The sequence below is a fragment of the Pseudomonas sp. 57B-090624 genome, assembly GCF_003234055.1.
GTDB lineage: Bacteria > Pseudomonadota > Gammaproteobacteria > Pseudomonadales > Pseudomonadaceae > Metapseudomonas > Metapseudomonas tohonis.
Genome location: NZ_QKRU01000015.1, coordinates 35,980 through 61,434, shown reverse-complemented (window position 1 = coordinate 61,434; position 25,455 = coordinate 35,980). Strand labels below are relative to the sequence as shown.

The window sequence follows — 25,455 nt, the reverse complement described above, 5'->3', positions numbered from 1 at the left end:
ATCCATGGCCCGTGACCGCGCCGCGCGCCTGGCACCCGTGGTGGAAATGGCGCAGAAAGCCGAACGCGACGCCGCCCGCCAGGTCGGCCACTGCCAGGGCCTGCTCGGCCAGGCCGAAGGCAAGCTCGGCGATCTCGAGCGTTTTCGGTCCGACTACCAGCAGCAGTGGATCACTCAGGGCAGCAAGGGCGTCTCCGGCCAGTGGCTGACCAACTACCAGCGCTTTCTCTCGCAATTGGAAACGGCCGTCGCCCAGCAGACCCAGAGCGTGGCCTGGCACCGCGAGAATCTGGTCAAGGCGCGTGAGGCCTGGCAGCAGCGCTACGCCCGCCTGGAGGGCCTGAAGAAACTGGTGCAGCGCTACCTCGACGAAGCGCGGGCGATCCAGGACAAGCGCGAGCAGAAGCTGCTCGACGAGCTCTCGCAACGCCTCATCGGGCGTGAGGAACGCTAAATCGCGGTTGCCGAGGCTCCAGGCGGGTGCTAAATCTTCAGCACGCGTTTTCATCTGATCAAGGAGTCTTGCATGGCCATCACCTCGCTGCCTTCGAGCGACGGGCAAGAGTTGACCATCGTCATCCAGGGACGTTTCGATTTCGGGGCCCACCAGGAATTTCGCGACGCCTACGAGCGCGTGAGCATCCACCCCACACGCTACGTGGTGGACCTCAAGGGCACCACCTACCTCGACAGCTCGGCCCTGGGCATGCTGCTCCTGCTGCGTGACCACGCGGGCGGCGACAGCGCGCAGATCCGCCTGGTCAACTGCAACCCCGACGTCCGCAAGATCCTCGCCATCTCCAACTTCGAACAGCTGTTCCAGATTGCCTGAAACCGCCATGTCGGCCCGCCTGTCGATCCTCATCGCCGAGGACAACGCAGCCGACCGCATGCTGCTCTCCACCATCGTCAACCGCCAGGGCCATCGTGCCCTGACGGCGGCCAATGGCCTGGAAGCGGTGGCGCTGTTCGAGCAGGAGCGGCCGGACATGGTGCTGATGGATGCGCTGATGCCGGTCATGGACGGCTTCGAGGCCGCACGGCGGATCAAGCAGCTGGCGGGCGAGGAGCTGGTGCCGATCATCTTCCTCACCTCGCTGACCGAGAACGAGGCCTTGGTGCGCTGCCTGGAGGCCGGTGGTGACGATTTCCTCGCCAAGCCCTACAACCGCGTCATCCTCGAAGCCAAGATCAAGGCCATGGATCGCCTGCGCCGCCTGCAGGAGACGGTCCTGCACCAGCGTGACCTGATCGCCAAGCACAACGAACACCTGCTCACCGAGCAGCGGGTGGCCAAGGCGGTGTTCGACAAGGTGGCCCACTCCGGCTGCCTCAATGCCTCCAACATCCGCTACCTGCAATCGCCCTACGCGCTGTTCAATGGCGACCTGCTGCTGGCCGCGTTCAAGCCCTCCGGCGGCATGCACGTACTGCTCGGCGACTTCACCGGTCACGGCTTGCCGGCCGCCATCGGCGCGATGCCGCTGGCCGAGGTGTTCTACGGGATGACCGCCAAGGGCTACGCCATGGTCGACATCCTCCGCGAGATGAACGCCAAGCTGAAGCGCATCCTGCCGGTGGGCGTATTCTGCTGTGCGACCCTGCTCAACCTCAGCTTCCAGCGCCGTGTGCTGGAGGTGTGGAACGGCGGCCTGCCCGATGGCTACCTGCGCCGTGCCGACGGCAGCCCGGTGGTGCCGCTGGTGTCGCGGCACCTGCCGCTCGGGGTGCTCGACCCCGCTGTGTTCGATGACAAGTACGAGGTCTACCCGATGGAAGTCGGCGACCGCGTGTTCCTCTGGTCCGACGGCGTGCTGGAGACCCGCAACGAAGCCGGCGAGCTGTTCGGTGACGAGCGCCTGCAGCGGGTGTTCGCCGGCAATACCCGCGCCGATCGGTTGTTCGACGAAATCCAGCGCACCCTGGCCGCGTTCCGTGGCGAGGCGCAGGACGATGTCAGCATGATCGAGGTGGCGCTGGTCGAGGACCTCGACCAGCGTCCGCAACTGGCCTTCACCGACAGTGGCCAGCTGAGCCCGATGGATTGGTCCGCCTGTTTCGAGTTCCGCGCCCCGACCCTCAAGCGCTTCAATCCCCTGCCTTTCCTCCTGCAACTGCTGCTGGAGGTGCAGGGGTTGCGTGACCAGGGCGGGGCGCTCTACACCGTGCTCGCCGAGCTCTATTCCAACGCACTGGAGCACGGTGTGCTGGGCCTGGACTCATCGCTCAAGCGCGATGCGCGCGGGTTCGCCGAGTACTACCGCGAGCGTGCCCTGCGCCTGGCCTGCCTGGAGGACGGCCATGTGCGCATCCACCTCGAACTGCTGTCCGAGAGCGAGGAAAGCGGGTGCCTGTCGATTCGGGTCGAGGACAGCGGCAAGGGCTTCGATGCGCAGGCGATGCTGGCGCGTGCGGCGGACACGTCGCGCCTCAGCGGTCGTGGCCTGACCCTGGTCAGACAACTTGCCGCGCGCTGCGACTTGCCGGAGGATGGCAGGGGCATTCGCGTGGAGTTCGTCTGGCCGCGCCCATCCTGATTCCCATCGTGTCGTTCAAGGAGTGATCCGGTTGTCCGATCTGCATATCGACAATGGCGTACTGGCCGCTTTGCAGGAAGTCATGGAAGACGAGTACCCGGTGTTGCTGGACACCTTCCTGGTCGACTCGGAAGAGCGCGTGCGCCTGCTCCACCAGGCCTGTGACCAGCAGGACGCGCAGGCCTTGCGCCTTGCCGCGCACAGTTTCAAGGGCAGTTGCAGCAACATGGGCGCGCCGTTGCTGGCGAGCCTGTGCAAGCAGCTGGAAGAGAGCGCTCGCCGCGAGCGCCTGGAAGACGCGCCGGACTTGGTCGAGCGCATCGAGCGCGAGTTCGCCATCGTGCGCATCCTGTTCCGCTCCGAGCGCCAGCGCCACAGCTTCTGACGCACCGCTGCCCTGCATGGCTGAAACTTGGCCCGCCCCTTGCAATCCCCTTGGCACGAACCAACCCCTCAGCGGAGAGTGCCCATGCCCGTTGCCACCGATATGCTTCTGCAGGCCAGCCCTGATGTGAAGCCGAAAGTGCAGGCGGCAAAAGCCCAGGTGAAGGCCCCGGAGCCCAGCAGGAATGCGGCTCCCAGCTTTGCCCAGGTGTATGCGAAGGAGCAGCAGGCCAAGCCTGTAGAACGAAACGAGCCGGCGGCCAAGCCCGCCCGTGACAAGCCCGATGACACCCGCAAGGCGGACGATTCGGCGGACCGGCCGGCCAATGACAGCAGCGGCAAGCCAACGACGGTTGCCGATAGCGGCAACGACTTGCCGGCCGACCGCGACAGCGGAAAGGGAAGCGGCAGCGGGGGCGAGGCCAGCGACGACACCGTCACCGCCAGCGATGGCACCCAGCCGGATGACCCGGTGATCGACCCGCTGCTGCTGATGGCCATGAGCGGCCAGATCGCACCGCCGGTGGTCGAGCCGCCGGCGCCGGAAATCACCCTGCCCACCGGGATGCCCGGCGTCGCCGCGGCCACTCCCGGCACCTCCACCCTGGAGGTCGACCCGCAGGCGGACCCGCTGCAGGGCTTCGCCGGCATGCAGGTCAGCCTGCAGGCCACCGGCGAGGGCGACCAGGTCCAGGTCGCGACCACAACTACGGTCACTGCGCAGAACTCGGCCAGTGCCGGGCAGAGTTTCGCCAGCGCCATGGCCGCGTTCTCCGACAAGCCGGCGGAGACGGGCGAGACCCCGGTGGATGTCGAGCTGCCGGTGGCCGAGCTCTCCGAGCAACTGACCCAGGGCCTGGGCGAGAGCAAGTCGGAGATCCGCAGTGAAGTCCTCGACAGTCGCCTCAACGCGCTCGGCCAGGCCATCAGCCAGCAATCGGCCCTGGCCCAGCGCACGCCGGCACTGGTCCCCGGCCAGCCGGTGGCGATGAACCAGGGTGGCTGGAGCGAAGCGGTGGTCGACCGGGTCATGTGGCTGTCCAGCCAGAACCTCAAGTCGGCCGAGATCCAGCTCGACCCGCAGGAACTGGGGCGCCTGGAAGTGCGTATCCACATGAACCAGGACCAGACCCAGGTGACCTTCGCCAGCCCCAACGCCGGGGTGCGCGACGCACTGGAAGGGCAGATGCACCGGCTGCGCGACATGTTCTCGCAGCAGGGCATGAACCAGTTGGACGTCAACGTCTCCGACCAGTCCCTGAACCGCGGCTGGCAGGGCCAGCAGGGCAATGAGGGGGGTAGCGGCCGTGGCAATGGCGGCGCATCGCACCTGGGCGGGGGCGGCGATGAGGAGATCGCCGTCGGCATCAGCGAGATTCGCAGCCCGACGGCGGGTGGCGGGCGTGGCCTGGTGGACTACTACGCCTGATCCGCATCCCGGCAATCGCCATGTTCTAGACTGAAGGCGCCCGGTGGCTGAACGAAAAGCCACCGGGCGCCTTTTTCGTGGGTGACAGGCGCCAAGGACACTGGTATATCCGCTGCGGCGTTTGTTGAGAAGCTGGCATAACACTTGCTCTCAACCCATTGAATGCGGGTGTGAACCCGAATCAGCGACGGAATTTTGGCATGGCGAAGAAAGAAGCGAAGGCGGACGCGGGCGGCGGCGAGAAGCCGGCGGGCAAGAGCAAGCTCAAACTGATCATCCTGCTGGTCGTCGTGCTGCTGGTGGTGGTGGGCGCCTCGGTCGGCGCCACCTGGTTCCTGCTCGGTCGCGGCGATGCCAAGAAGGACGATGCCAAGGACGCCGAAGCGGCCGCCGAGCACGCCGCACCGGTCAAGCAGATCGCCCTGTACGAACCGCTGGCCCCGGCCTTCGTGGTCAACTTCAACCAGAACGGCCACCAGCGCTACATGCAGGTGACCGTCGCCCTGATGGGCCGCGACAAGGCCGAGATGGACGCGCTGAAAGTCCACATGCCGGTGGTGCGCAACAAGCTGGTGATGCTCTTCTCCAGCCAGACCTTCGACACCCTGGTCACGCCGGTGGGCAAGGAAATGCTGCGCCAGCAGGCGACCGCGACCATCCAGGAGGTGGCCAAGGCGCAGACCGGCAAGGTGGCGATCGAACAAGTGCTGTTCACCAATTTCGTATTGCAGTAGCAGGGGAGACCGATGGCAGTCCAAGACCTGCTTTCCCAGGACGAGATCGACGCGCTGCTCCACGGCGTCGACGACGGCCTGGTCGAGACCGAGAACGACGCGGAACCCGGGAGCGTCAAGAGCTACGACCTGACCAGCCAGGATCGCATCGTCCGCGGACGCATGCCGACCCTGGAGATGATCAACGAGCGCTTCGCCCGTTACACCCGCATCAGCATGTTCAACCTGCTGCGCCGCTCGGCGGACGTGGCGGTGGGTGGCGTGCAGGTGATGAAGTTCGGCGAGTACGTGCATTCGCTGTACGTGCCCACCAGCCTCAACCTGGTGAAGATGAAGCCGCTGCGCGGCACCGGCCTGTTCATCCTCGACGCCAAGCTGGTGTTCAAGCTGGTGGACAACTTCTTCGGTGGTGACGGCCGTCACGCCAAGATCGAGGGCCGGGAATTCACCCCCACCGAGCTGCGCGTGGTGCGCATGGTGCTGGACCAGGCCTTCGTCGACCTGAAGGAAGCCTGGCATGCGGTGATGGACGTGAACTTCGAGTACATCAACTCCGAGGTGAACCCGGCGCTGGCCAACATCGTCAGCCCCAGCGAAGTGATCGTGGTCTCCACCTTCCACATCGAGCTCGATGGCGGCGGCGGCGACCTGCACATCACCATGCCCTACTCGATGATCGAGCCGATCCGCGAGATGCTCGACGCGGGCTTCCAGTCCGATGTCGATGACCAGGACGAGCGCTGGATCAAGGCCCTGCGCGAGGACATCCTCGACGTCAGCGTACCGGTCGGCGCCACCGTGGTCCGCCGCCAGCTGCGCCTGCGCGACATCCTGCACATGCAGCCGGGCGACGTGATCCCGGTGGAGATGCCCGAGCACATGATCATGCGCGCCAACGGCGTGCCGGCCTTCAAGGCCAAGCTGGGGGCCCACAAGGGCAACCTGGCCCTGCAGATTCTCGATCCGATCGACCGTCAGCGCTGACGGTCGCTCCACCCCCATTTGAGCCAGCCGAGGTCAACCGATGGCAGACGAAGAAAACACCACCCCCGAGGAACAGGCGCTCGCCAACGAGTGGGCGGCGGCCCTGGCCGAGGCGGGCGACGAGGCCAGCCAGGACGATATCGACGCACTGATGAACCAGGGCGCTGCCCCTGCGGCACCGTCCAATCCGCGCGCGCCGATGGAGGAGTTCGGCAGCATGCCGCGTTCCAACGCGCCGGTGAGCCTGGATGGCCCCAATCTCGATGTGATCCTCGACATCCCGGTATCGATTTCCATGGAAGTGGGCAACACCGACATCACCATTCGCAACCTGTTGCAGTTGAACCAGGGGTCGGTGATCGAGCTGGACCGCCTGGCCGGCGAACCGCTGGACGTGCTGGTCAACGGCACCCTGATCGCCCATGGCGAAGTCGTGGTGGTCAACGAGAAGTTCGGCATCCGCCTGACCGACGTGATCAGCCCCAGCGAACGCATCAAGAAGCTGCGCTGACGCCATGCGCCGACTCCTGCTCGCACTGCCCTGCCTGCCGCTGCTGGCCTTCGCCGCCGATCCTGTCGCACCGGCGGCCTCCGCCACCCCGATGACGATGGCGGCCCCGGCTGCCGCGGCTCCGGTGGTCAATGCCGGCGGTGGCGTGGCCGCGCAGCTCGGGCAGCTCACCCTGGGCCTGCTGCTGGTGGTGGGTGTGATCTTCCTGCTCGCCTGGCTGTTGCGCCGGGTCCAGCAGATGAACCCACGTGGCGGCCAGGTGATCAAGCTGATCTCCAGCCAGGCGCTGGGCCCGCGTGATCGGCTGGTGCTGGTGCAGGTCGGCGGCGAGCAGATCCTCCTCGGGCTGACCGCCGGGCGCATCACCCCGCTGCACGTGCTCAAGGAGCCGGTGCACATGCCCGACGCCGAGCCTGCCACCCCCGAATTCGCCCAGCGCCTGATGGAGCTGCTGGGCAAGGACAAGGACAAGAGCTGATGGGTTACTGGCGCATCCTGATCGCCCTGCTGCTGGCACTGGCGGCCCCCCTGGCGCTGGGCGCCGACGACCCATTGTCGATCTCCGCCATTACCCTGTCGACCAACGCCGAAGGCCAGCAGGAATACTCGGTCAGCCTGCAGATCCTGCTGATCATGACCGCGCTGAGCTTCATCCCGGCGTTCGTCATGCTGATGACCAGCTTCACCCGGATCATCATCGTCTTCTCCATCCTGCGCCAGGCGCTGGGCCTGCAGCAGACGCCGTCGAACCAGATCCTCACCGGCATGGCGCTGTTCCTCACGATGTTCATCATGGGGCCGGTGTTCGACCAGGTGAACCGCGACGCCCTGCAGCCCTACCTCAACGAGCAGTTGCCGGCGCAGGAGGCGATCAAGCGCGCCGAGGTGCCGGTGAAGAACTTCATGCTGGCGCAGACCCGCTCCAGCGACCTGGAGCTGTTCGTGCGCCTGTCCAAGCGCACCGACATCCAGTCGCCCGACGCCGCGCCGCTGACCATCCTGATCCCGGCCTTTGTCACGTCCGAGCTGAAGACCGCATTCCAGATCGGCTTCATGATCTTCATCCCGTTCCTGATCATCGACCTGGTGGTGGCCAGCGTGCTGATGGCGATGGGCATGATGATGCTGTCGCCGCTGATCATCTCGCTGCCGTTCAAGATCATGCTGTTCGTGCTCGTGGATGGCTGGGCGCTGATCATCGGCACACTCGCCGGAAGCTTTGGAGGGGTTTAGCCATGACGCCCGAAGTCGCTGTCGACCTGTTCCGCGAAGCGCTGTGGCTGACCTGCGTGATCGTCGGCATCCTCGTGGTGCCGAGCCTGGTGGTGGGCCTGATCGTTGCCATGTTCCAGGCCGCCACGCAGATCAACGAGCAGACCCTGAGCTTCCTGCCGCGCCTGCTGGTGATGCTGATCTCGCTGATGTGGGCCGGGCCCTGGCTGACCCGTGAGCTGATGGAATACATGACCAACCTGTACCACAACATCCCCATGCTGATCGGCTGACATGTTCGAGCTGAGTGCGGCGCAGATCGGCGGGATGCTCAGTGGCTACCTGTTGCCGCTGTTCCGCATCGCTTCCCTGCTGATGACCATGCCGCTGATCGGCACCCAGCTGGTGCCGACCCGGGTGCGGCTGTACCTGGCCCTCGGCATCACCACGGTGCTGGCGCCCTCGCTGCCGCCGATGCCGGCGGTCGATGCCATCAGCCTGCAAGCCTTCCTGCTGATCGCCGAACAGATCCTGGTCGGCGCGGTGATGGGCTTCGCCCTGCAATTGTTCTTCCATGCCTTCGTCGTCGCCGGGCAGATCCTCGCGGTGCAGATGGGCCTGGGCTTCGCCTCGATGGTCGACCCCACCAACGGCGTCTCGGTGCCGGTGATCGGGCAGTTCTTCACCATGCTGGTGACCCTGCTGTTCCTCGCCATGAACGGCCACCTGGTGGTGTTCGAGGTGCTCGCCGAGAGCTTCGTCACCCTGCCGGTGGGAGGCGGCCTGATGGCCGCGCACTACTGGGAGCTGGCCACCAAGCTCGGCTGGGTGCTCGGCGCCGGCCTGCTCCTGGCGCTGCCGGCGATCACCGCGCTGCTGGTGGTCAACATCGCCTTCGGCGTGATGACCCGCGCCGCGCCGCAACTGAACATATTCTCCATCGGCTTCCCGCTGACGGTGGCCCTGGGCCTGGTGATCATCTGGATCGGCATGGCCGACATCCTCGCCCAGTACCAGATCCTCGCTTCCGACGCCTTGCAGCTCCTGCGCGAGCTGGCGAGGGCGCGCTGATGATCGTCCAGCCTGGCTGCGCGCAGCCCATTGCCCGTCCCGGTCGGTTGACCGGGCCTGCTGCCGAGGTGCGCCATGGCGGAGAGTGAGAGCGGGGCGGACAAGAGCGAAGAACCCACGGCGAAACGCCAGCAGGAGGCGCGCGAGAAGGGGCAGATCGCCCGTTCCAGGGAGCTCAACACCCTCGCCATCACCCTGGGTGGGGCAGGGGGCGTGCTGGCCTCGGGCGGCGGCCTGGCGGACATGATGATGCGCATGATGCAGTCCAACTTCACCCTGCCGCGCGAGGTGCTGATGGATGAGCGCAGCATGGCGTTGTGGCTGTTGCAGTCCGGGCAGATGGCGCTCTCGGCCATCACGCCGCTGCTGGTGACCCTGCTCATCGTCTCCCTGGTGGCGCCCATCTCCCTGGGTGGCTGGCTGTTTTCCTTCGAGGCGCTGGCACCCAAGTTCAGCCGCATGAACCCGCTGTCCGGCCTCAAGCGCATGTTCTCCATGCACGCGGTGGTGGAGCTGCTCAAGGCGCTGGGCAAGTTCGGGCTGATCCTGATGGTGGCGCTGATGGTGCTGTCCTCGGATGCCGACGACCTCCTGGCCATCGCCCACGAGCCGCTGGAGCAGGCCATCCTGCACAGCGTCCAGGTGGTGGGCTGGAGTGCGGTCTGGCTGGCCTGCGGGCTGATCCTGATCGCCGCCATCGACGTGCCCTACCAGCTCTGGGACAACAAGCAGAAGCTGATGATGACCAAGCAGGAAGTGCGCGACGAGTACAAGGACAGCGAGGGCAAGCCCGAGGTCAAGTCGCGCATCCGCCGCATGCAGCGCGAGATGGCCGAGCGCCGCATGATGTCCGCCGTGCCCCAGGCCGACGTGGTGATCACCAACCCGACCCACTTCGCCGTGGCCCTGAAGTACGACCCGGCCAAGGGCACGGCGCCCTTGCTGCTGGCCAAGGGCAACGACTTCACCGCCCTGAAGATTCGCGAGATCGCCCAGGAGCACAAGATCACCGTGCTGGAGTCCCCGGCCCTGGCGCGGGCGGTGTTCTACTCCACCGAGCTGGACCAGGAGATCCCTGCCGGCCTCTACCTGGCGGTCGCCCAGGTGCTGGCCTACGTCTACCAGCTCAAGCAGTTCCGCGCGGGCAAGGGCAAGCGCCCTGCGCCCCTGGCGGAGCCGCCGATCCCTGCCGACCTGCGCCGCGACGAGTGACCCGCAGACGGTCGGCCATTGCCGCTGCAACCCCTCTGTAAAGCCGATCCCGGCAAAGTTGGTGAGCTTCTTGCACAAGCCCTCCAGCGCGCATCCGCGCGTCAAAAGATTGAATGGGCGAGGGCTGTGTTTCGCCATTGCGTGAGGGTAGAGATTTGGATCGTTCGCAACTGATCGGCAACGTGCGCGGCAACTTCGCCAGCCTTTCCAGGGGCAACCTGGGGGTGCCGCTGCTGGTGCTGATCATGCTCGGCATGATGACGTTGCCGGTGCCGCCGTTCCTCCTGGACGTGTTCTTCACCTTCAACATCGCCCTCTCCATCGTGGTCCTGCTGGTCAGCGTCTATGCCCTGCGCCCGCTGGACTTCGCGGTCTTCCCCACCATCCTGCTGGTCTCGACCCTGCTGCGCCTGGCGCTGAACGTGGCCTCCAGTCGCGTGGTGCTGCTCCACGGCCAGGACGGCCACGACGCCGCGGGCAAGGTGATCCAGGCCTTCGGTGAAGTGGTCATCGGCGGCAACTACGTGGTCGGTGCGGTGATCTTCGCCATCTTGATGATCATCAACTTCGTGGTGGTCACCAAGGGTGCCGGGCGTATCTCCGAGGTGAGTGCACGCTTCACCCTGGACGCCATGCCCGGCAAGCAGATGGCGATCGACGCCGACCTCAACGCCGGCATCATCGACCAGGTCGAGGCCAAGAAGCGCCGCGCGGAAGTCTCCCAGGAAGCCGACTTCTACGGCTCCATGGACGGTGCCAGCAAATTCGTCCGCGGCGACGCCATCGCCGGCCTGCTGATCCTGTTCATCAACCTGATCGGCGGCATGGCCATCGGCATCATCCAGCATGGCCTGACCTTCGGCGACGCCGGGCGCATCTACTCCCTGCTGACCATCGGTGACGGTCTGGTGGCGCAGATCCCCTCGCTGCTGCTGTCCACCGCCGCTGCGATCATGGTGACCCGCGTCTCCAGCTCCGAGGACATGGGCCAGCAGGTCAACCGCCAGATGTTCGCCTCGCCCAAGGCACTGGCTGTCTCCGCCGCCATCCTCATCGCCATGGGCCTGGTCCCGGGCATGCCCCACGTGTCCTTCCTCGGCCTCGGCCTGATCGCCGCCGGCGGTGCCTGGTGGATCTGGCGCAAGGGGCAGAAGGAGAAGGAAGTGGCCGTCCAGGAAGCGCAGCGCCAGCAGGAACTGCTGCCGGCCCAGCGTGCTCCGGAGACCAAGGAGCTGGGCTGGGACGACGTCACCCCGGTGGACATGGTCGGCCTGGAGGTCGGCTACCGCCTGATCCCCCTGGTGGACCGCAACCAGGGTGGCCAGTTGCTCACCCGGATCAAGGGCGTGCGCAAGAAGCTGTCCCAGGAAATGGGCTTCCTCATGCCCTCGGTGCACATCCGCGACAACCTCGACCTGCTGCCCAACGCCTATCGCCTGACCCTGATGGGCGTCAGCGTGGCCGAGGCGGAGGTCTACCCGGACCGCGAGCTGGCGATCAACCCCGGCCAGGTCTTCGGCACCCTCAATGGCATCGCCGCCAAGGATCCGGCGTTCGGCCTGGAGGCCGTTTGGATCGATGGCAGCCAGCGCGACCAGGCGCAATCCCTCGGCTACACGGTGGTGGACGCCAGCACCGTGGTCGCCACCCACCTCAACCAGATCCTGCACAAGCACGCCCACGAGCTGCTGGGGCACGAAGAAGTGCAGCAGCTCATGCAATTGCTGGCCAAGAGCTCGCCCAAGCTCGCCGAGGAGCTGGTGCCGGGCCTGGTGTCGCTGTCGACCCTGCTCAAGGTGCTGCAGGCGCTGCTGCAGGAGCAGGTACCGGTGCGCGACATCCGTACCATCGCCGAGGCCATCGCCAACGTGGCCCCGAAGAGTCAAGATCCCGCCGCTATGGTGGCGGCGGTTCGCGTGGCGCTCGCCCGTGCAATCGTGCAAAGCATTGTGGGACTAGAGCCGGAGCTGCCTGTGATCACCCTGGAGCCCAGGTTGGAACAGATATTGCTCAGTAGCATGCAGAAGGCCGGACAAGGCTCCGAGGATGGCATCCTCCTGGAGCCTGGCATGGCCGAGAAGCTGCAACGTTCCCTGGTGGAAGCGGCGCAGCGCCAGGAGATGCTCGGCAAGCAGGCCATCCTGCTGGTGGCCGGGCCGATCCGGGCGATGCTGTCGCGCTTCGCAAGGCTCGCCGTGCCAACCATGCACGTACTGGCCTACCAGGAAATACCGGACAACAAGCAGGTCACCATAGTCGCGACTGTGGGGCAGAACTAACCGAGGTCACAGGCCATGCAGGTCAAACGCTTCTTCGCTGCGGATATGCGCCAGGCCATGAAACTGGTGCGGGACGAACTGGGCGCGGATGCCTCCATCATCGGCACCCGTCGGGTCGCAGGTGGCGTGGAGATCACCGCCGCGCTCGACTATCCCATGCCGGCTCCCGCGCCGAGCAAGCCCAACCCGGCCCTCGAAGCCGAGCTGCGCCGCACCCAGGCCCGCATCGCCGAGGCCCACGCGGAGCTGAGCAACCGCGGTGGCCAGGCCGACGCCGGCAAGAACCGCCAGCTGATCGCCGACCGCTCGGAGCTGTCCCCGGAAAGCCTCGCCGCCGCCATGCGTTCGTCGCGCCTGGAGCGCCCGTCCGCCGCGCCGGTGGCCCCGTCTCCCGCCGCCGCTCCGGCCAGGCCCGCCGCACCGGCGGCCGCCGACCAGCGCAGCCTGGACGCCATGCGTTTCGAGCTCAATGGCCTGCGTGAGCTGATCGAAGTACAACTCGGCTCCATCGCCTGGGGCCAGATGCAGAGCCGCCGTCCGCAGCAGGCCGGCCTCTGGCGTCGCCTGCAGCGCATGGGCCTGTCCGCCGAACTGTCGCGGGCGCTGATGGAGCGCGTTGCCTCGGTCAAGGACCCGCGCCAGGCCTGGCGCATGGTCCTGGCCCACCTGGCCCACGCCATCCGCACCCCGCAGCAGGAGCCGCTGGAGGAGGGCGGGGTGATCGCCTTGGTCGGCCCCGCCGGCATGGGCAAGACCACCACCCTGGCCAAGTTGGCTGCGCGCTACGTGCTCAAGTACGGCGCCCAGCAGATCGCCCTGGTGAGCATGGACAGCTATCGCATCGGCGCCCAGGAGCAGCTCAAGACCCTCGGCCGCATCCTCAACGTCTCCGTGACCCACGTCGATCCGGGCCAGTCCCTGACCCAGGCCCTGGCGCCCCTGGCGCGCAAGCGCGTGGTGCTGATCGATACGGCAGGCCTGCCGGCAGCCGATCCTGCGCTTAAAATGCAGTTGGAAACGTTGGCCAGCAAAGGGGTCAAAGCCAGGAATTATCTGGTGCTGGCTGCAACCAGCCAGAGCCAAGTGCTAAAGGCGGCCTACCATAGTTACAAGCGCTGCGGTCTTTCCGGCTGCATCCTGACCAAGCTCGACGAAGCGGCGAGCCTGGGAGAGGTTTTAGGACTGGCTATCGGCCAGCATCTCCCGGTAGCCTATCTCGCCGATGGGCCCAGGATTCCGGACGACCTGCAGGTGCCCCGCAGCCACCAACTGGTGAGCCGTGCGGTCAGCCTGCAGACCCCGGAAGACCCCAGCGAAGAAGCCATGGCCGACCTCTTCGCCGGCCTGTACCAGAATCCGGCCCGCCGAGTCGGTTAGAACCCCAGCCACTCCGGATGAGTGGCACGAGCCCGCCAAGTGGCCCAGTCGACGTGAGACAAGGTGTAATAAATGGGTAGTTTGCATCCCGTACAGGTGATTGCTGTGACCGGCGGCAAGGGTGGCGTCGGCAAGACCAATGTGTCGGTGAACCTCTCGCTGGCCCTCGCCGACCTTGGTCGCCGGGTCATGCTGCTGGACGCCGACCTCGGCCTGGCCAACGTCGACGTGCTGCTCGGCCTCACCGCCAAGCGCACCCTCGCCGACGTGATCGCCGGCGAGTGCGACCTGCGCGACGTGCTGCTGCAGGGGCCGGGGGGCGTACGCATCGTGCCGGCCGCTTCCGGCACCCAGAGCATGGTGCAGCTTTCGCCCATGCAGCACGCCGGCCTGATCCAGGCCTTCAGCGAGATCAGCGACAACCTCGATGTGCTGGTGATCGACACCGCTGCCGGTATCGGCGATGCGGTGGTCAGCTTCGTGCGTGCGGCGCAGGAAGTGATAGTGGTCGTCTGCGACGAACCCACTTCCATCACCGACGCCTATGCTTTGATCAAGCTCCTCAACCGCGACTACGGCATGAGCCGTTTCCGCGTATTGGCCAACATGGCACACAGTCCACAGGAGGGTCGCAACCTCTTTGCTAAGCTGACAAAAGTGACTGATCGCTTCCTAGATGTGGCCTTGCAATACGTCGGTGCGGTGCCCTATGACGAGTCCGTACGCAAGGCCGTGCAGAAGCAGCGCGCGGTTTACGAAGCCTTCCCGCGCTCGAAGTGCGCCCTGGCGTTCAAGGCGATAGCCCAGAAGGTGGATAGCTGGCCCCTGCCGGCGAACCCACGCGGTCATCTGGAGTTCTTCGTCGAGCGCCTGGTGCAGCAACCGATCGCGGATTCGGCCATATGACACCCGCTAGTGGACTTCGTATGTACAACAAGGCACAGGCTAGGGATTCCCAGCACCAGCTGATCGAGCGCTACGCGCCGCTGGTCAAACGTATCGCCTACCACCTGCTGGGCCGCCTGCCGGCCAACGTGCAGGTGGAGGACCTGATGCAGGCCGGCATGATCGGCCTGCTCGAAGCCTCGAAGAAATACGATTCCAGCAAGGGCGCCAGTTTCGAGACCTACGCCGGCATCCGCATCCGCGGTGCCATGCTCGACGAAGTGAGGAAAGGGGACTGGGCACCACGTTCGGTCCACCGCAACACCCGGATGGTGAGCGATGCCATCCGGAAAATTGAGGCGAGAACCGGGCGAGACGCTAAAGATCAGGAAGTTGCGGCCGAACTTGGATTGAGTCTCGAAGATTACTACGGCATCCTGAGCGACACTTTGGGCAGTCGCCTGTTCAGCTTCGACGACCTGTTGCAGGACGGTGAGCATGGCGCGACGCACGAAGATACCGGAGTCACCCATCTCGAACCTTCGAATGATCTGGAAGACGAACGCTTCCAGGCGGCGCTGGCTGACGCCATCGCCAATCTGCCGGAACGAGAGCGCCTGGTACTGGCGCTGTATTACGACGAAGAGCTGAATTTGAAGGAAATCGGCGAAGTGCTGGGGGTCAGTGAATCGCGTGTGAGCCAGTTGCACAGCCAATGTGCTGCGCGTTTGCGGTCGCGGCTGGGCGAGTGGCGAGCACACTGATCGGCACGCCGGTTTTTCGATTGATCGACGCCCCCGTTATTCGGGGGCGTTTAGGACTGTACGGAGGTCGATTTGGACAAGAACATGAAAATCCTCATCGTGGACGATTTCTCGACGATGAGACGCATCATCAAGAACCTCCTGCGTGACTTGGGTTTCACCAATACCGCAGAGGCCGATGATGGCACCACCGCTCTACCCATGCTGCACAGTGGCAATTTCGATTTCCTGGTCACCGACTGGAACATGCCCGGCATGACCGGGATCGATCTGTTGCGCGCCGTGCGTGCCGACGAGCGCCTCAAGCACCTGCCGGTGCTGATGGTGACGGCCGAGGCCAAGCGTGACCAGATCATCGAAGCGGCCCAGGCCGGTGTGAATGGCTATGTGGTCAAGCCTTTCACCGCCCAGGTGCTCAAAGAGAAGATCGAGAAGATCTTCGAACGGGTCAACGGCTGATGCCAGTCGCGAGGACGCCATGGACCAGAAAGATTCCCAATCGGGAGACCTAGAGTCGACCCTGAAAAACCATGCGCGCGAGCTGGTCGAGACCCTTGAAAAAGGCAATTTCGGCGATGCCGTGCAACTCATCCATGAACTCAACAAGGTCCGTGACCGTGGGCTTTACCAGGAAGTCGGCAAGCTGACGCGCGAGCTGCACACCGCGATCGTCAACTTCCAGATCGACCCGCATCTGCCCCACGCCACCGAGGTCTCGCAGATCGCCGATGCCACCGATCGTCTCTCCTACGTGGTGAAGATGACGGAGAAGGCTGCCAACCGGACCATGGACCTGGTGGAGGAGAGCGCGCCGCTGCTCAACGGGTTGGGCGACGAAGCCCAAAGCCTGGGTGAGGAGTGGGGTCGCTTCATGCGTCGGGAAATTGGCGCGGATGCCTTCCGCGACCTGGCCAAGCGTATCGAGACCTTCCTTGCTCGCAGTCAACGCGACACCGAGCAGCTTTCGTCCAGAATGAACGACATCCTTCTCGCTCAGGACTACCAGGACCTGACCGGGCAGGTGATCAAGCGCGTTACCCAGTTGGTCACCGAAGTCGAGAGCAATCTGGTGAAACTGGTACTGATGGCCAGCGACGTCGATCGTTTCGCCGGCATCCAGCACGACCGTGCGGAGCTCGTGGCTGAAAAAGAAAAACAAAAAGAGCCTTCCAGGGGTGAAGGTCCGCAGATCAATGCCGATAAGCGTGATGATGTCGTGTCCGGTCAGGTCGATGTCGATGATCTGTTATCCAGCCTTGGATTCTAGGGAGCAACCGAATGAGCTTCGACGCCGATGAAGAAATCCTCCAGGACTTCCTGGTTGAGGCCGGCGAAATATTGGAGCAATTGTCCGAACAGCTGGTCGAGCTCGAGAGCCGTCCGGACGATATGGATCTGCTCAATGCCATTTTCCGCGGCTTCCACACGGTCAAGGGCGGTGCCGGTTTCCTCCAGCTGAATGCGCTGGTGGAGTGCTGCCACATCGCCGAGAACGTGTTCGACATCTTGCGCAAGGGTGAACGCCGCGTGACGGCGGAGCTCATGGACGTGGTCCTGCAGGCGCTGGACACCGTCAACGAGATGTTCAGCCAGGTGCGTGAGCGTGCCGAGCCGACGCCGGCCACCCCCGAACTGCTCGCCGCCCTGGCGCGGCTGGCCGAGCCGGGTGGCGACGACGAGGAAGCGCCCGCTGCCGAGCCGGAGTACGAGCCCGAGCCTGAACCGGTCGCCGAGGCCGCTCCCGCTGTATCCGGCGACATCACCGACAGCGAGTTCGAGCAACTGCTGAACGTGCTCGACGCGCCTGCTGCCGAAAGCCCCGTATCGCCTGCCGCCGCCGCTGCCGGCAGCGACGAGATCAGCGACGACGAATTCGAAGCCTTGCTCGACCAGTTGCACGGCAAGGGCAAGTTCGTTGCCGAGCCGACGGAAGCCGCCGCGCCGGCGAAACCGGCCGCACCTGCGCCTGCCGCACCGGTTGCCGGTGGGGGCGACGAGATCAGCGACGACGAGTTCGAAGCGCTGCTCGACCAGTTGCACGGCAAGGGCAAGTTCGCTGCGACGGAAGCCGCTGCACCGGCTGCCGCCGCGCCCGCCCCGCAGGCGGCTGCACCCGGTGCCGGTGCCGGCGACAACATCACCGACGACGAATTCGAAGCGCTGCTCGATCAACTGCACGGCAAGGGCAAGTTCGTTGCCGAAGCTGCCGAGGTCGCGCCTGCCAAACCCGCTGCACCGGCCAAGCCCGCTGCCGCACCGGCCGCCAAGCCTGCTGCCGCCGCGAAGCCGGCGGCTCCGAAGGCCGCCGAGCCGCCCAAGCCGGCTGCCAAACCCGCAGCGGCGCCTGCACCGGCGGCGGCCGACAAGGCCGCGTCTCCCGCCAGCGAAGCCGAGACCACGGTGCGCGTGGACACCGCGCGCCTGGACGAGATCATGAACATGGTCGGCGAACTGGTGCTGGTGCGTAACCGCCTGGTGCGCCTGGGCCTCAACAGTGGCGACGAGTCCATGGCCAAGGCCGTGTCCAACCTCGACGTGGTCACCGCCGACCTGCAGACCGCCGTCATGAAGACGCGCATGCAGCCGATCAAGAAGGTCTTCGGCCGCTTCCCGCGCCTGGTCCGCGACCTGGCGCGCAACCTGAAGAAAGAGATCAACCTCGAGCTGGTGGGCGAGGAGACCGACCTCGACAAGAACCTGGTCGAAGCCCTGGCCGACCCGCTGGTCCACCTGGTGCGCAACGCCGTCGACCACGGTGTCGAGACGCCCGAGGAGCGCGAGGCCGCCGGCAAGCCGCGTACGGGCCGCGTGGTGCTCTCCGCCGAGCAGGAAGGCGACCACATCCTCCTGATGATCACCGACGACGGCAAGGGCATGGATGCCAACATCCTCCGCGCCAAGGCGGTGGAGAAGGGGTTGCTGGACAAGGACGCTGCCGACCGCCTGACCGATCTGGAGTGCTACAACCTGATCTTCGCCCCGGGCTTCTCGACCAAGACCGAGATTTCCGACGTGTCCGGCCGTGGTGTCGGCATGGACGTGGTGAAGACCAAGATTTCCCAGCTCAACGGCACGGTCAACGTGTTCTCGCAGAAGGGGCAGGGCTCGAAGATCGTCATCAAGGTGCCGCTGACCCTGGCGATCATGCCGACCCTGATGGTGATGCTGGCCAACCAGGCCTTCGCCTTCCCGCTGGTCAACGTCAACGAGATATTCCACCTCGACCTGTCGCGCACCAACGTGGTGGACGGCCAGGAAGTGGTGATAGTCCGCGACAAGGCACTGCCGCTGTTCTACCTCAAGCGTTGGCTGGTTCGCGATGCCGCCCATGAGGAACAGGGCGAAGGCCATGTGGTGATCCTTTCCGTGGGCACCCAGCGCATCGGCTTCGTGGTGGACCAGCTGGTCGGCCAGGAAGAGGTGGTGATCAAGCCCCTGGGCAAGATGCTCCAGGGTACGCCCGGCATGTCCGGCGCGACCATCACCGGTGATGGGCGCATCGCCCTGATTCTCGACGTGCCGAGCATGCTCAAGCGCTACGCGCGCCGCGGTTGATCGTTTAGGCGGCCCGTCGGGCCGCCTGTTAGGAGTGTTTATGGCAGTCAAGGTTCTGGTGGTTGATGACTCCGGGTTCTTCCGTCGTCGCGTTTCGGAGATTCTGTCCGCCGACCCCAATATCCAGGTGATCGGTACCGCCACCAATGGCCGCGAGGCCATCGACCAGGCGCTGGCGCTCAAGCCGGACGTGATCACCATGGACTACGAGATGCCGATGATGGACGGCATCACCGCAGTGCGGCACATCATGCAGCGCTGCCCGACCCCCGTGCTGATGTTCTCCTCCCTGACCCACGAAGGCGCCCGGGTGACCCTGGACGCCCTGGACGCGGGTGCTGTGGATTTCCTGCCGAAGAACTTCGAGGACATCTCGCGCAACCCCGACAAGGTCAAGCAACTGCTCTGCGAGAAGGTCCACAGCATCGCGCGTAGCAACCGTCGCTACAGCAGCTACAGCCCGGCTCCGGCTGCCCCGACGCCGTCGCCCAGCCACGCCGCACCCGCTCCGGCACCCTCGCGTCCCAGTGCCGGCGCTGCGCCTGCACCGGCTTCGGGCGCCGGTGGCGCTTCCAGCCCGAGCCCCAAGCGCAAGTCCTACAAGCTGGTGGCCATCGGTACATCGACTGGCGGCCCGGTGGCCCTGCAGCGGGTGCTGACCCAGCTGCCCGGCAACTTTCCGGCGCCCATCGTCCTGATCCAGCACATGCCGGCGGCCTTCACCAAGGCCTTTGCCGAGCGCCTCGACAAGCTCTGCCGGATATCCGTCAAGGAGGCCGAGGACGGTGATGTGCTGCGCCCCGGCCTGGCGCTGCTGGCGCCCGGGGGCAAGCAGATGATGGTGGACGGGCGCGGCACCGTGCGCATCCTCCCCGGCGATGAACGCCTGAACTACAAACCCTGCGTGGACATCACCTTCGGTTCCGCGGCCAAGGCCTATAACGACAAGGTCCTGGCGGTGGTGCTGACCGGCATGGGCGCCGATGGCCGGGAGGGCGCGCGTCTGCTCAAGCAGGGCGGCAGCCAGGTGTGGGCGCAGGATGAGGCCAGCTGCGTGATCTATGGCATGCCCATGGCCATCGTGAAGGCCAACCTGGCCGATGCCGTTTACGGGCTCGACGATATCGGCAGGCACATCGCCGAGGCGTGCCTGTAATGGAGAGCACGCTTCAATGGATGTACTGAGTCTCGTCGGGGTCATTCTCGCGCTCGTCGCGATCATCGGTGGCAACTACCTGGAAGGCGGGCACGCCGGGGCCCTGCTCAACGGCCCGGCGGCGCTGATCGTCATCGGCGGCACCCTGGGCGCGGCATTCCTGCAGACCCCCATGAGCGTGTTCAAGCGCTCCCTGGTCGTCATCCGCTGGATCATCTTCCCGCCGCAGATCGACCTCGCCGGTGGTATCAACCGCGTGGTCGGCTGGAGCATGGCGGCGCGCAAGGAAGGCCTCCTGGGACTCGAACCCATTGCCGATTCCGAGCCCGACGCCTATGCGCGCAAGGGCCTCCAGTTGCTGGTGGACGGCGCCGAGCCGGAGGCCATCCGCAGCATCCTCGAGGTGGACCTCTACACCCAGGAAGCCCGCGACTTCCAGGCCGCCAAGGTGTTCGAGAGCATGGGCGGCTACGCGCCGACCATCGGCATCATCGGCGCGGTGATGGGCCTGATCCACGTGATGGGCAACCTGGCCGATCCCAGCCAGCTGGGCGGCGGTATCGCGGTGGCCTTCGTCGCCACCATCTACGGCGTCGGCTTCGCCAACCTGCTGCTGCTGCCCATCGGCAACAAGCTCAAATCCATTGCCATGCGCCAGTCGCGCTACCGGGAAATGCTGCTCGAAGGCATCCTTTCCATCGGCGAGGGCGAGAACCCGCGCTCCATCGAGTTGAAGCTGCAAGGCTTCATGGATTGATGGAGGCGACATGGCCCGCAGACGTCATCAGGAAGAACACGAGAATCACGAGCGTTGGCTGGTCTCCTACGCCGACTTCATCACCCTGCTTTTCGCCTTCTTCGTGGTCATGTATTCCATCTCCTCGATCAACGAAGGCAAGTACAAGATCCTCTCGGAGAGCCTGACCGGGGTCTTCAACCAGCCGGATCGCTCGATCAAGCCGATCCCCGTGGGCGAGGAGCGCCCGCGCACCACCGAGTCCGACAAGTCCATGACCCAGGACTCCGGCAGCAGCGACGGCGACGCCAGCGATCCCCTGCGGGAGATCACCCGCAATATCAGCGATGCGTTCGGCGACCTGATCAAGGACGAGCAGATGACGGTTCGCGGCAACGAGCTGTGGGTGGAGATCGAGTTGAACTCCAGCCTGCTGTTCCCCAGCGGCGACGCCATTCCGGCCAACGAAGCCTTCACCATCATCGAAAAGGTCGCGAAGATCCTCGCCCCCTACGAAAACCCGGTGCACGTGGAAGGTTTCACCGATAACCTGCCGATCAGCACGGCGAACTATCCTTCCAACTGGGAGCTGTCTACGGCGCGGGCCGCGAGCATCGTGCGGATGTTGTCGATGGACGGTGTGAACCCGGCGCGATTGGCGGCGGTCGGCTATGGCGAGTTCCAGCCCGTAGCCGACAACGCGACGGCAGAAGGACGCGGGCGCAACCGGCGCGTGGTATTGGTGATTTCCCGCAATCTGGACGTGCGTCGCGCGGTGAGCGGCGTCGGCAGTGCCAACGCAAAACCTGATGGCGCCTTGCAGCGTGCTGGCACGCAACCTGCACCGTCGCCAGCAGCGAGCCCCTCTGCAGAGGGGGGCGTCAATTCCCCGTCGCCGGCCCCCGCAGGCGGACAATGATTCTCGGCAAGGCGGCGTTTCTGCCGGGAGGATGAAGAAGATGAGAGTTTGGGCGGTAGCCAATCAAAAGGGTGGTGTAGGCAAGACCACCTCGTCGATCGCACTGGCGGGCCTGCTGGCCGACGCCGGCAAACGTGTGGTCGTGGTCGACCTCGACCCCCACGGTTCGATGACCAGCTACTTCGGGCATGACCCGGACACCCTGGAGCACAGCTGCTTCGACCTGTTCCTGCACCAGGGCAACGTGCCGGATGGCCTGCCGCGCCAGTTGCTGCTGCAGACCAGTCATGAGCGCATCTCCCTGCTGCCTTCCAGTACCGCGCTGGCGACCCTGGAGCGCCAGTCTCCGGGGCAGAACGGCCTGGGCCTGGTGGTCGCCAAGAGCCTCGCGCAACTGTGGCAGGAGTTCGACCACGCCATCATCGACAGCCCGCCGCTGCTGGGCGTGCTGATGGTCAACGCCCTGGCTGCCAGCCAGCAACTGGTGATCCCGGTACAGACCGAGTTCCTCGCGGTGAAAGGCCTGGAGCGCATGGTCAGCACGCTGGCGATGATCAACCGCTCGCGCAAGCAGGCGCTGCCGTACACCATCGTCCCGACCCTGTTCGACCGCCGCACCCAGGCCTCCCTGAATACCCTGCGGGTGCTGCGCAATTCCTACCCCGAGCACCTGTGGCCGGCCTATATCCCGGTGGACACCCGCCTGCGCGATGCCAGCCGCGCCGGGGTCACGCCTTCGCAGTACGATTCCAACAGCCGTGGGGTGATCGCCTACCGTGCGCTGCTCAAGCATCTGCTCAGCCAGCAACTGGCCGCCCAGGTAGCCTGAAATGAGCGTCTATGCTGAATTACATCCCTCAAGTCGCGCGGCCTTGCTGCCGATAGACTCTGGAGCCCACTCCTGCAGGTCCCATCAATGAGCCGTACCGTCGCCACCGCCACGAGGCCGCAGCTGGCCTTGCAGTCCTACCTCGATTCCCTGTTGCAGGAAGCGACGATCGAACTCGCCGACAGCATCACGCTGGACGAGTTCGAGGCAGCGGTGCTGGAGGAGCAGGTCCGTGATGCCCGGCTGATGACCGCCAAGCCGGTGATCGCGGCCGTGCCATCCCCTGCGCCCGTGGCGGCTCCTTCCGTGGTCGCCGCTGCGGTCGCAGCGCCAGCACCCGTTGCCAGGCCGGTGGTCGAGGCCGCGCCGTTGCGTACGCTGGTCGCGGCGCCGACCGAGCTGCGTACCGAGGCCATGCCCGCCGCACCTGTGGCGCCGGCCGCTCCGGTCGCTCCCGTTGCCCGCCCCAGCCTGGTCGAGCCGGTCGCCGAGCTCAAGGCAGTCAACGCGCCGCTGCTCGACAGCGAGCCGATGTCCTTCGACCAGCGTCCGAGCTGGGCCGAAGAGCCCTTCGAGTGCCTGCTGTTCGACGTGGCCGGCCTCACGCTCGCGGTCCCGTTGGTTTGCCTGGGCTCCATTTATCCCCTGGCCGGCCAGGAGCTGACCCCGCTGTTCGGCCAGCCCGACTGGTTCCTCGGCATCCTGCCGAGCCAGGCCGGCAACCTGAAGGTGCTCGACACCGCGCGCTGGGTCATGCCGGACCGGTATCGCGATGATTTCCGCGAAGGCTTGCAGTACGTTATCTCCGTCCAGGGCTACGAGTGGGGCCTGGCCGTGCACCAGGTGAGCCGCTCCATCCGCCTGGACCCGAGCGAGATCAAGTGGCGCACCCAGCGCACCCAGCGTCCCTGGCTCGCCGGTACCGTGATCGAACACATGTGCGCGCTGCTGGACGTCTCCGCGCTGGCTGAACTCATCGCCAGCGGTGCCGTCAAGAAGATGTCGCTCAACTGAATGCCGGCGCCTCGCACGAGCGTGGCGCCCAGGTTTGTAAAAAAGCGGGCAGAACCCGCGAACGCCGCCCCGGGCGGTTCTAGAAGAGGCTAGGGAACATGAAGAAATCGTCAGGGCAAGGTTCCGAAGATCCCATCCTGCAATGGGTGACTTTCCGCCTGGACAACGAGACCTACGGCATCAACGTGATGCAGGTCCAGGAAGTGCTGCGCTACACCGAGATCGCGCCGGTTCCGGGTGCCCCGAGCTACGTGCTGGGCATCATCAACCTGCGCGGTAACGTCGTCACCGTGATCGACACCCGCCAGCGCTTCGGCCTGGACTCGGCCTCGGTCACCGACAACACCCGCATTGTCATCATCGAGGCGGACAAGCAGGTGGTGGGCATCCTCGTCGACAGCGTCGCCGAAGTGGTCTATCTGCGTCAGTCCGAGGTCGAGACCGCGCCCAACGTGGGCAACGAGGAATCGGCCAAGTTCATCCAGGGCGTCTGCAACAAGAACGGCGAGCTGCTGATCCTGGTCGAGCTGGACAAGATGATGAGCGAGGAAGAGTGGTCGGAGCTGGAGAGCATCTGACGTGCTGACCGAGATCGCGCTGGCGATCCTGGCGATCGCCTGTGCAGCCCTAGCAGTCACCTGCGTGCGGCTGCAGAAGGGGCAGCGCCTGGCAGCCGAGGAGCAGACCCGGCGGGACGCCGTGCGCGATCAGCGGATCAAGGAGCTCGCCCGGCGGCTCGACGCCTACCTCAGCGGCAGCATCCGCATGGGGGAGGAGTTGCACGAGCTGCGCCGGGTGGTGGCGCCGCTGCCCGACAAGGTCAGCCAGATCGAGCAGCGCGATCCCAGCAGCCTGTCCTTCACCCAGGCCGCGCGCCTGGCAGGCATGGGCGCCAGCGTCGATGACCTCACCCATTCCTGCGGCCTCACCCAGGCCGAGGCCGAGCTGGTCAGCAAGCTGCAGCTCGCTCGCAAGCAGAAGCAGGGCTGAGCCCCGCTAACTCCCTCTCGCTCTAACCACCTCATCCCCTCTGAACCAATAGTTCCAAGGCCTGCTCCGGTCGCTGCCTAAGCTCAAGGCTCGGGTATCGATTCCGCGAGGTCCGTCATGCGACTTCTGCCGCTCCTGCTGTTGTGCGTCCTGCCGTTTGCCGTAGCCGAGGAAGCTCCCCTGAGCGTCAAGGGAGCGACCACGGTGAATGTGCTCCAGGCCAAGCGGCTGTATGACTACGGCGCCCTGTTCATCGATGTGCGGCCTTCCGCGGAATGGAGCTGGGGCCATGTGCATGGCGCCGTGCACCTGGACCTGGCCGATCGCTTCGCCGGCCTGGCGATGCCCCACTGGCCCCGGCACGTGCCGCTGGTGATCTATTGCGACAGCGACGTCTGCCCGAGAGGCGCCTTGGCGGCGCAGCTCGCGGTGAGCTGGGGCTACAAGCAGGTGTTCTACTTCCGCGATGGTTACTTCGCCTGGCAGTTGCTCGACTTCCCGCTGGGCAAGGGGGTGGAGGGCGAGGTGCTGGCGTTCAGCCCCTAGGGCCGCCCAGCAACGGCACTGCTGGGGTGACGTCGCGTTCGCCATCGGCGACGAAGCCTGCCGGGCACTTGCCCTTGAGGTACCAGGCGAAGGCGATGATCTCGGCGATGGTGCGATAGAGCGCCTCGGGAATGGCCTCGCCCAATTCCATGCGCGCCAGGAGGCGCACCAGTTCGGCGTTCTCGTAGATCGGCACTTCGTACTCCCGCGCGATGGCGAGGATCGCTTCCGCCAGTTCGTCGTCGCCCTTGGCGGTCAGGCTGGGGGCGGTGGCGCCGTCGTAGGAGAGGGCGATGGCCTGGCGTGGCTGCTTGGCCTGGGTCATTGCGGT

At 65.5% G+C, this 25,455-nt stretch carries 29 protein-coding genes; 28 read left to right on the top strand and 1 reads right to left on the bottom strand.

What is annotated here, in order from left to right:
• Positions 1-4 precede the first annotated feature (4 nt).
• From fliJ to DMX10_RS09550, 28 genes are all read left to right on the top strand, one after another.
• Complete coding sequence (fliJ, locus tag DMX10_RS09685; RefSeq protein ID WP_111260886.1) at positions 5-454, top strand: flagellar export protein FliJ; 450 nt, start codon at positions 5-7, stop codon at positions 452-454.
• 72 nt (positions 455-526) lie between these two features.
• Positions 527-832 (top strand): STAS domain-containing protein, encoded by a 306-nt coding sequence (locus tag DMX10_RS09680; RefSeq protein ID WP_111260885.1) that lies wholly within the window; start codon positions 527-529, stop codon positions 830-832.
• Between the two features lie 7 nt (positions 833-839).
• On the top strand, positions 840-2,537 hold the full coding sequence (locus tag DMX10_RS09675) for a fused response regulator/phosphatase (RefSeq protein WP_111260884.1): 1,698 nt from the start codon (positions 840-842) through the stop codon (positions 2,535-2,537).
• A gap of 31 nt (positions 2,538-2,568) precedes the next feature.
• On the top strand, positions 2,569-2,922 hold the full coding sequence (locus DMX10_RS09670; protein ID WP_111260883.1) for an Hpt domain-containing protein: 354 nt from the start codon (positions 2,569-2,571) through the stop codon (positions 2,920-2,922).
• Positions 2,923-3,006: 84 nt separating this feature from the next.
• Positions 3,007-4,350, top strand: coding sequence for a flagellar hook-length control protein FliK (locus tag DMX10_RS09665; RefSeq protein WP_111260882.1), 1,344 nt, complete (start codon positions 3,007-3,009; stop codon positions 4,348-4,350).
• Between the two features lie 200 nt (positions 4,351-4,550).
• Positions 4,551-5,084, top strand: a complete 534-nt coding sequence (fliL, locus tag DMX10_RS09660) for a flagellar basal body-associated protein FliL (protein WP_111260881.1) — start codon at positions 4,551-4,553, stop codon at positions 5,082-5,084.
• Between the two features lie 12 nt (positions 5,085-5,096).
• The gene (gene fliM / locus DMX10_RS09655) at positions 5,097-6,068 is read left to right on the top strand and encodes a flagellar motor switch protein FliM (RefSeq protein ID WP_111260880.1); all 972 of its coding nucleotides are present in this window, start codon (positions 5,097-5,099) and stop codon (positions 6,066-6,068) included.
• A gap of 40 nt (positions 6,069-6,108) precedes the next feature.
• The gene (fliN, locus tag DMX10_RS09650; protein ID WP_111260879.1) at positions 6,109-6,579 is read left to right on the top strand and encodes a flagellar motor switch protein FliN; all 471 of its coding nucleotides are present in this window, start codon (positions 6,109-6,111) and stop codon (positions 6,577-6,579) included.
• A gap of 4 nt (positions 6,580-6,583) precedes the next feature.
• Complete coding sequence (gene fliO / locus DMX10_RS09645; RefSeq protein WP_111260878.1) at positions 6,584-7,057, top strand: flagellar biosynthetic protein FliO; 474 nt, start codon at positions 6,584-6,586, stop codon at positions 7,055-7,057.
• Complete coding sequence (gene fliP, locus DMX10_RS09640) at positions 7,057-7,812, top strand: flagellar type III secretion system pore protein FliP (protein WP_111260877.1); 756 nt, start codon at positions 7,057-7,059, stop codon at positions 7,810-7,812. Before fliO ends, fliP begins: the two co-directional genes overlap by 1 nt.
• 2 nt (positions 7,813-7,814) lie before the next feature.
• Positions 7,815-8,084, top strand: a complete 270-nt coding sequence (gene fliQ / locus DMX10_RS09635; RefSeq protein WP_021220581.1) for a flagellar biosynthesis protein FliQ — start codon at positions 7,815-7,817, stop codon at positions 8,082-8,084.
• Position 8,085: 1 nt separating this feature from the next.
• Positions 8,086-8,862 carry a flagellar biosynthetic protein FliR gene (gene fliR, locus DMX10_RS09630; RefSeq protein WP_111260876.1) on the top strand — a complete coding sequence of 259 codons (777 nt, stop codon included), beginning with the start codon at positions 8,086-8,088 and terminating at the stop codon, positions 8,860-8,862.
• Positions 8,863-8,937: 75 nt separating this feature from the next.
• Positions 8,938-10,074 (top strand): flagellar biosynthesis protein FlhB, encoded by a 1,137-nt coding sequence (gene flhB, locus DMX10_RS09625; protein ID WP_111260875.1) that lies wholly within the window; start codon positions 8,938-8,940, stop codon positions 10,072-10,074.
• 155 nt (positions 10,075-10,229) lie between these two features.
• Positions 10,230-12,353 (top strand): flagellar biosynthesis protein FlhA, encoded by a 2,124-nt coding sequence (gene flhA, locus DMX10_RS09620; protein WP_111260874.1) that lies wholly within the window; start codon positions 10,230-10,232, stop codon positions 12,351-12,353.
• 15 nt (positions 12,354-12,368) lie between these two features.
• The gene (gene flhF, locus DMX10_RS09615; protein ID WP_111260873.1) at positions 12,369-13,730 is read left to right on the top strand and encodes a flagellar biosynthesis protein FlhF; all 1,362 of its coding nucleotides are present in this window, start codon (positions 12,369-12,371) and stop codon (positions 13,728-13,730) included.
• A gap of 72 nt (positions 13,731-13,802) precedes the next feature.
• Positions 13,803-14,636, top strand: coding sequence for a flagellar synthesis regulator FleN (gene fleN, locus DMX10_RS09610; protein ID WP_021220576.1), 834 nt, complete (start codon positions 13,803-13,805; stop codon positions 14,634-14,636).
• Positions 14,633-15,379 (top strand): RNA polymerase sigma factor FliA, encoded by a 747-nt coding sequence (gene fliA, locus DMX10_RS09605; protein ID WP_031288164.1) that lies wholly within the window; start codon positions 14,633-14,635, stop codon positions 15,377-15,379. The genes fleN and fliA overlap by 4 nt, the downstream gene beginning before the upstream one ends.
• Before the next feature lie 84 nt (positions 15,380-15,463).
• Entirely contained in the window at positions 15,464-15,838 is a 375-nt protein-coding gene (locus tag DMX10_RS09600) for a chemotaxis response regulator CheY (protein WP_003083073.1), read from the top strand.
• 19 nt (positions 15,839-15,857) lie between these two features.
• A complete protein-coding gene (locus DMX10_RS09595; RefSeq protein ID WP_111260872.1) occupies positions 15,858-16,646 on the top strand; it encodes a protein phosphatase CheZ in 789 nt (262 codons plus the stop codon).
• Positions 16,647-16,657: 11 nt separating this feature from the next.
• Positions 16,658-18,934: a chemotaxis protein CheA gene (locus tag DMX10_RS09590; RefSeq protein WP_111260871.1), complete on the top strand. Its 2,277-nt coding sequence runs from the start codon at positions 16,658-16,660 to the stop codon at positions 18,932-18,934.
• 40 nt (positions 18,935-18,974) lie between these two features.
• Positions 18,975-20,090, top strand: a complete 1,116-nt coding sequence (locus DMX10_RS09585) for a chemotaxis response regulator protein-glutamate methylesterase (protein WP_111260870.1) — start codon at positions 18,975-18,977, stop codon at positions 20,088-20,090.
• A 16-nt stretch (positions 20,091-20,106) separates the two neighbouring features.
• Positions 20,107-20,847 (top strand): flagellar motor protein, encoded by a 741-nt coding sequence (locus DMX10_RS09580; protein WP_111260869.1) that lies wholly within the window; start codon positions 20,107-20,109, stop codon positions 20,845-20,847.
• A 10-nt stretch (positions 20,848-20,857) separates the two neighbouring features.
• Positions 20,858-21,745, top strand: coding sequence for a flagellar motor protein MotD (gene motD, locus DMX10_RS09575; protein ID WP_111260868.1), 888 nt, complete (start codon positions 20,858-20,860; stop codon positions 21,743-21,745).
• Between the two features lie 40 nt (positions 21,746-21,785).
• Complete coding sequence (locus tag DMX10_RS09570) at positions 21,786-22,574, top strand: ParA family protein (protein WP_111260938.1); 789 nt, start codon at positions 21,786-21,788, stop codon at positions 22,572-22,574.
• A gap of 87 nt (positions 22,575-22,661) precedes the next feature.
• Positions 22,662-23,588: a CheW domain-containing protein gene (locus DMX10_RS09565; protein WP_111260867.1), complete on the top strand. Its 927-nt coding sequence runs from the start codon at positions 22,662-22,664 to the stop codon at positions 23,586-23,588.
• A 98-nt stretch (positions 23,589-23,686) separates the two neighbouring features.
• A complete protein-coding gene (locus DMX10_RS09560; protein ID WP_021220567.1) occupies positions 23,687-24,166 on the top strand; it encodes a chemotaxis protein CheW in 480 nt (159 codons plus the stop codon).
• A 4-nt stretch (positions 24,167-24,170) separates the two neighbouring features.
• Positions 24,171-24,578, top strand: a complete 408-nt coding sequence (locus DMX10_RS09555; protein WP_111260937.1) for a DUF2802 domain-containing protein — start codon at positions 24,171-24,173, stop codon at positions 24,576-24,578.
• A 117-nt stretch (positions 24,579-24,695) separates the two neighbouring features.
• A complete protein-coding gene (locus DMX10_RS09550; protein ID WP_111260866.1) occupies positions 24,696-25,124 on the top strand; it encodes a rhodanese-like domain-containing protein in 429 nt (142 codons plus the stop codon).
• Here DMX10_RS09550 and DMX10_RS09545 read toward each other — a convergent pair.
• Complete coding sequence (locus tag DMX10_RS09545) at positions 25,114-25,449, bottom strand: EscU/YscU/HrcU family type III secretion system export apparatus switch protein (RefSeq protein WP_111260865.1); 336 nt, start codon at positions 25,447-25,449, stop codon at positions 25,114-25,116. The genes DMX10_RS09550 and DMX10_RS09545 overlap by 11 nt on opposite strands.
• Positions 25,450-25,455: the final 6 nt, after the last annotated feature.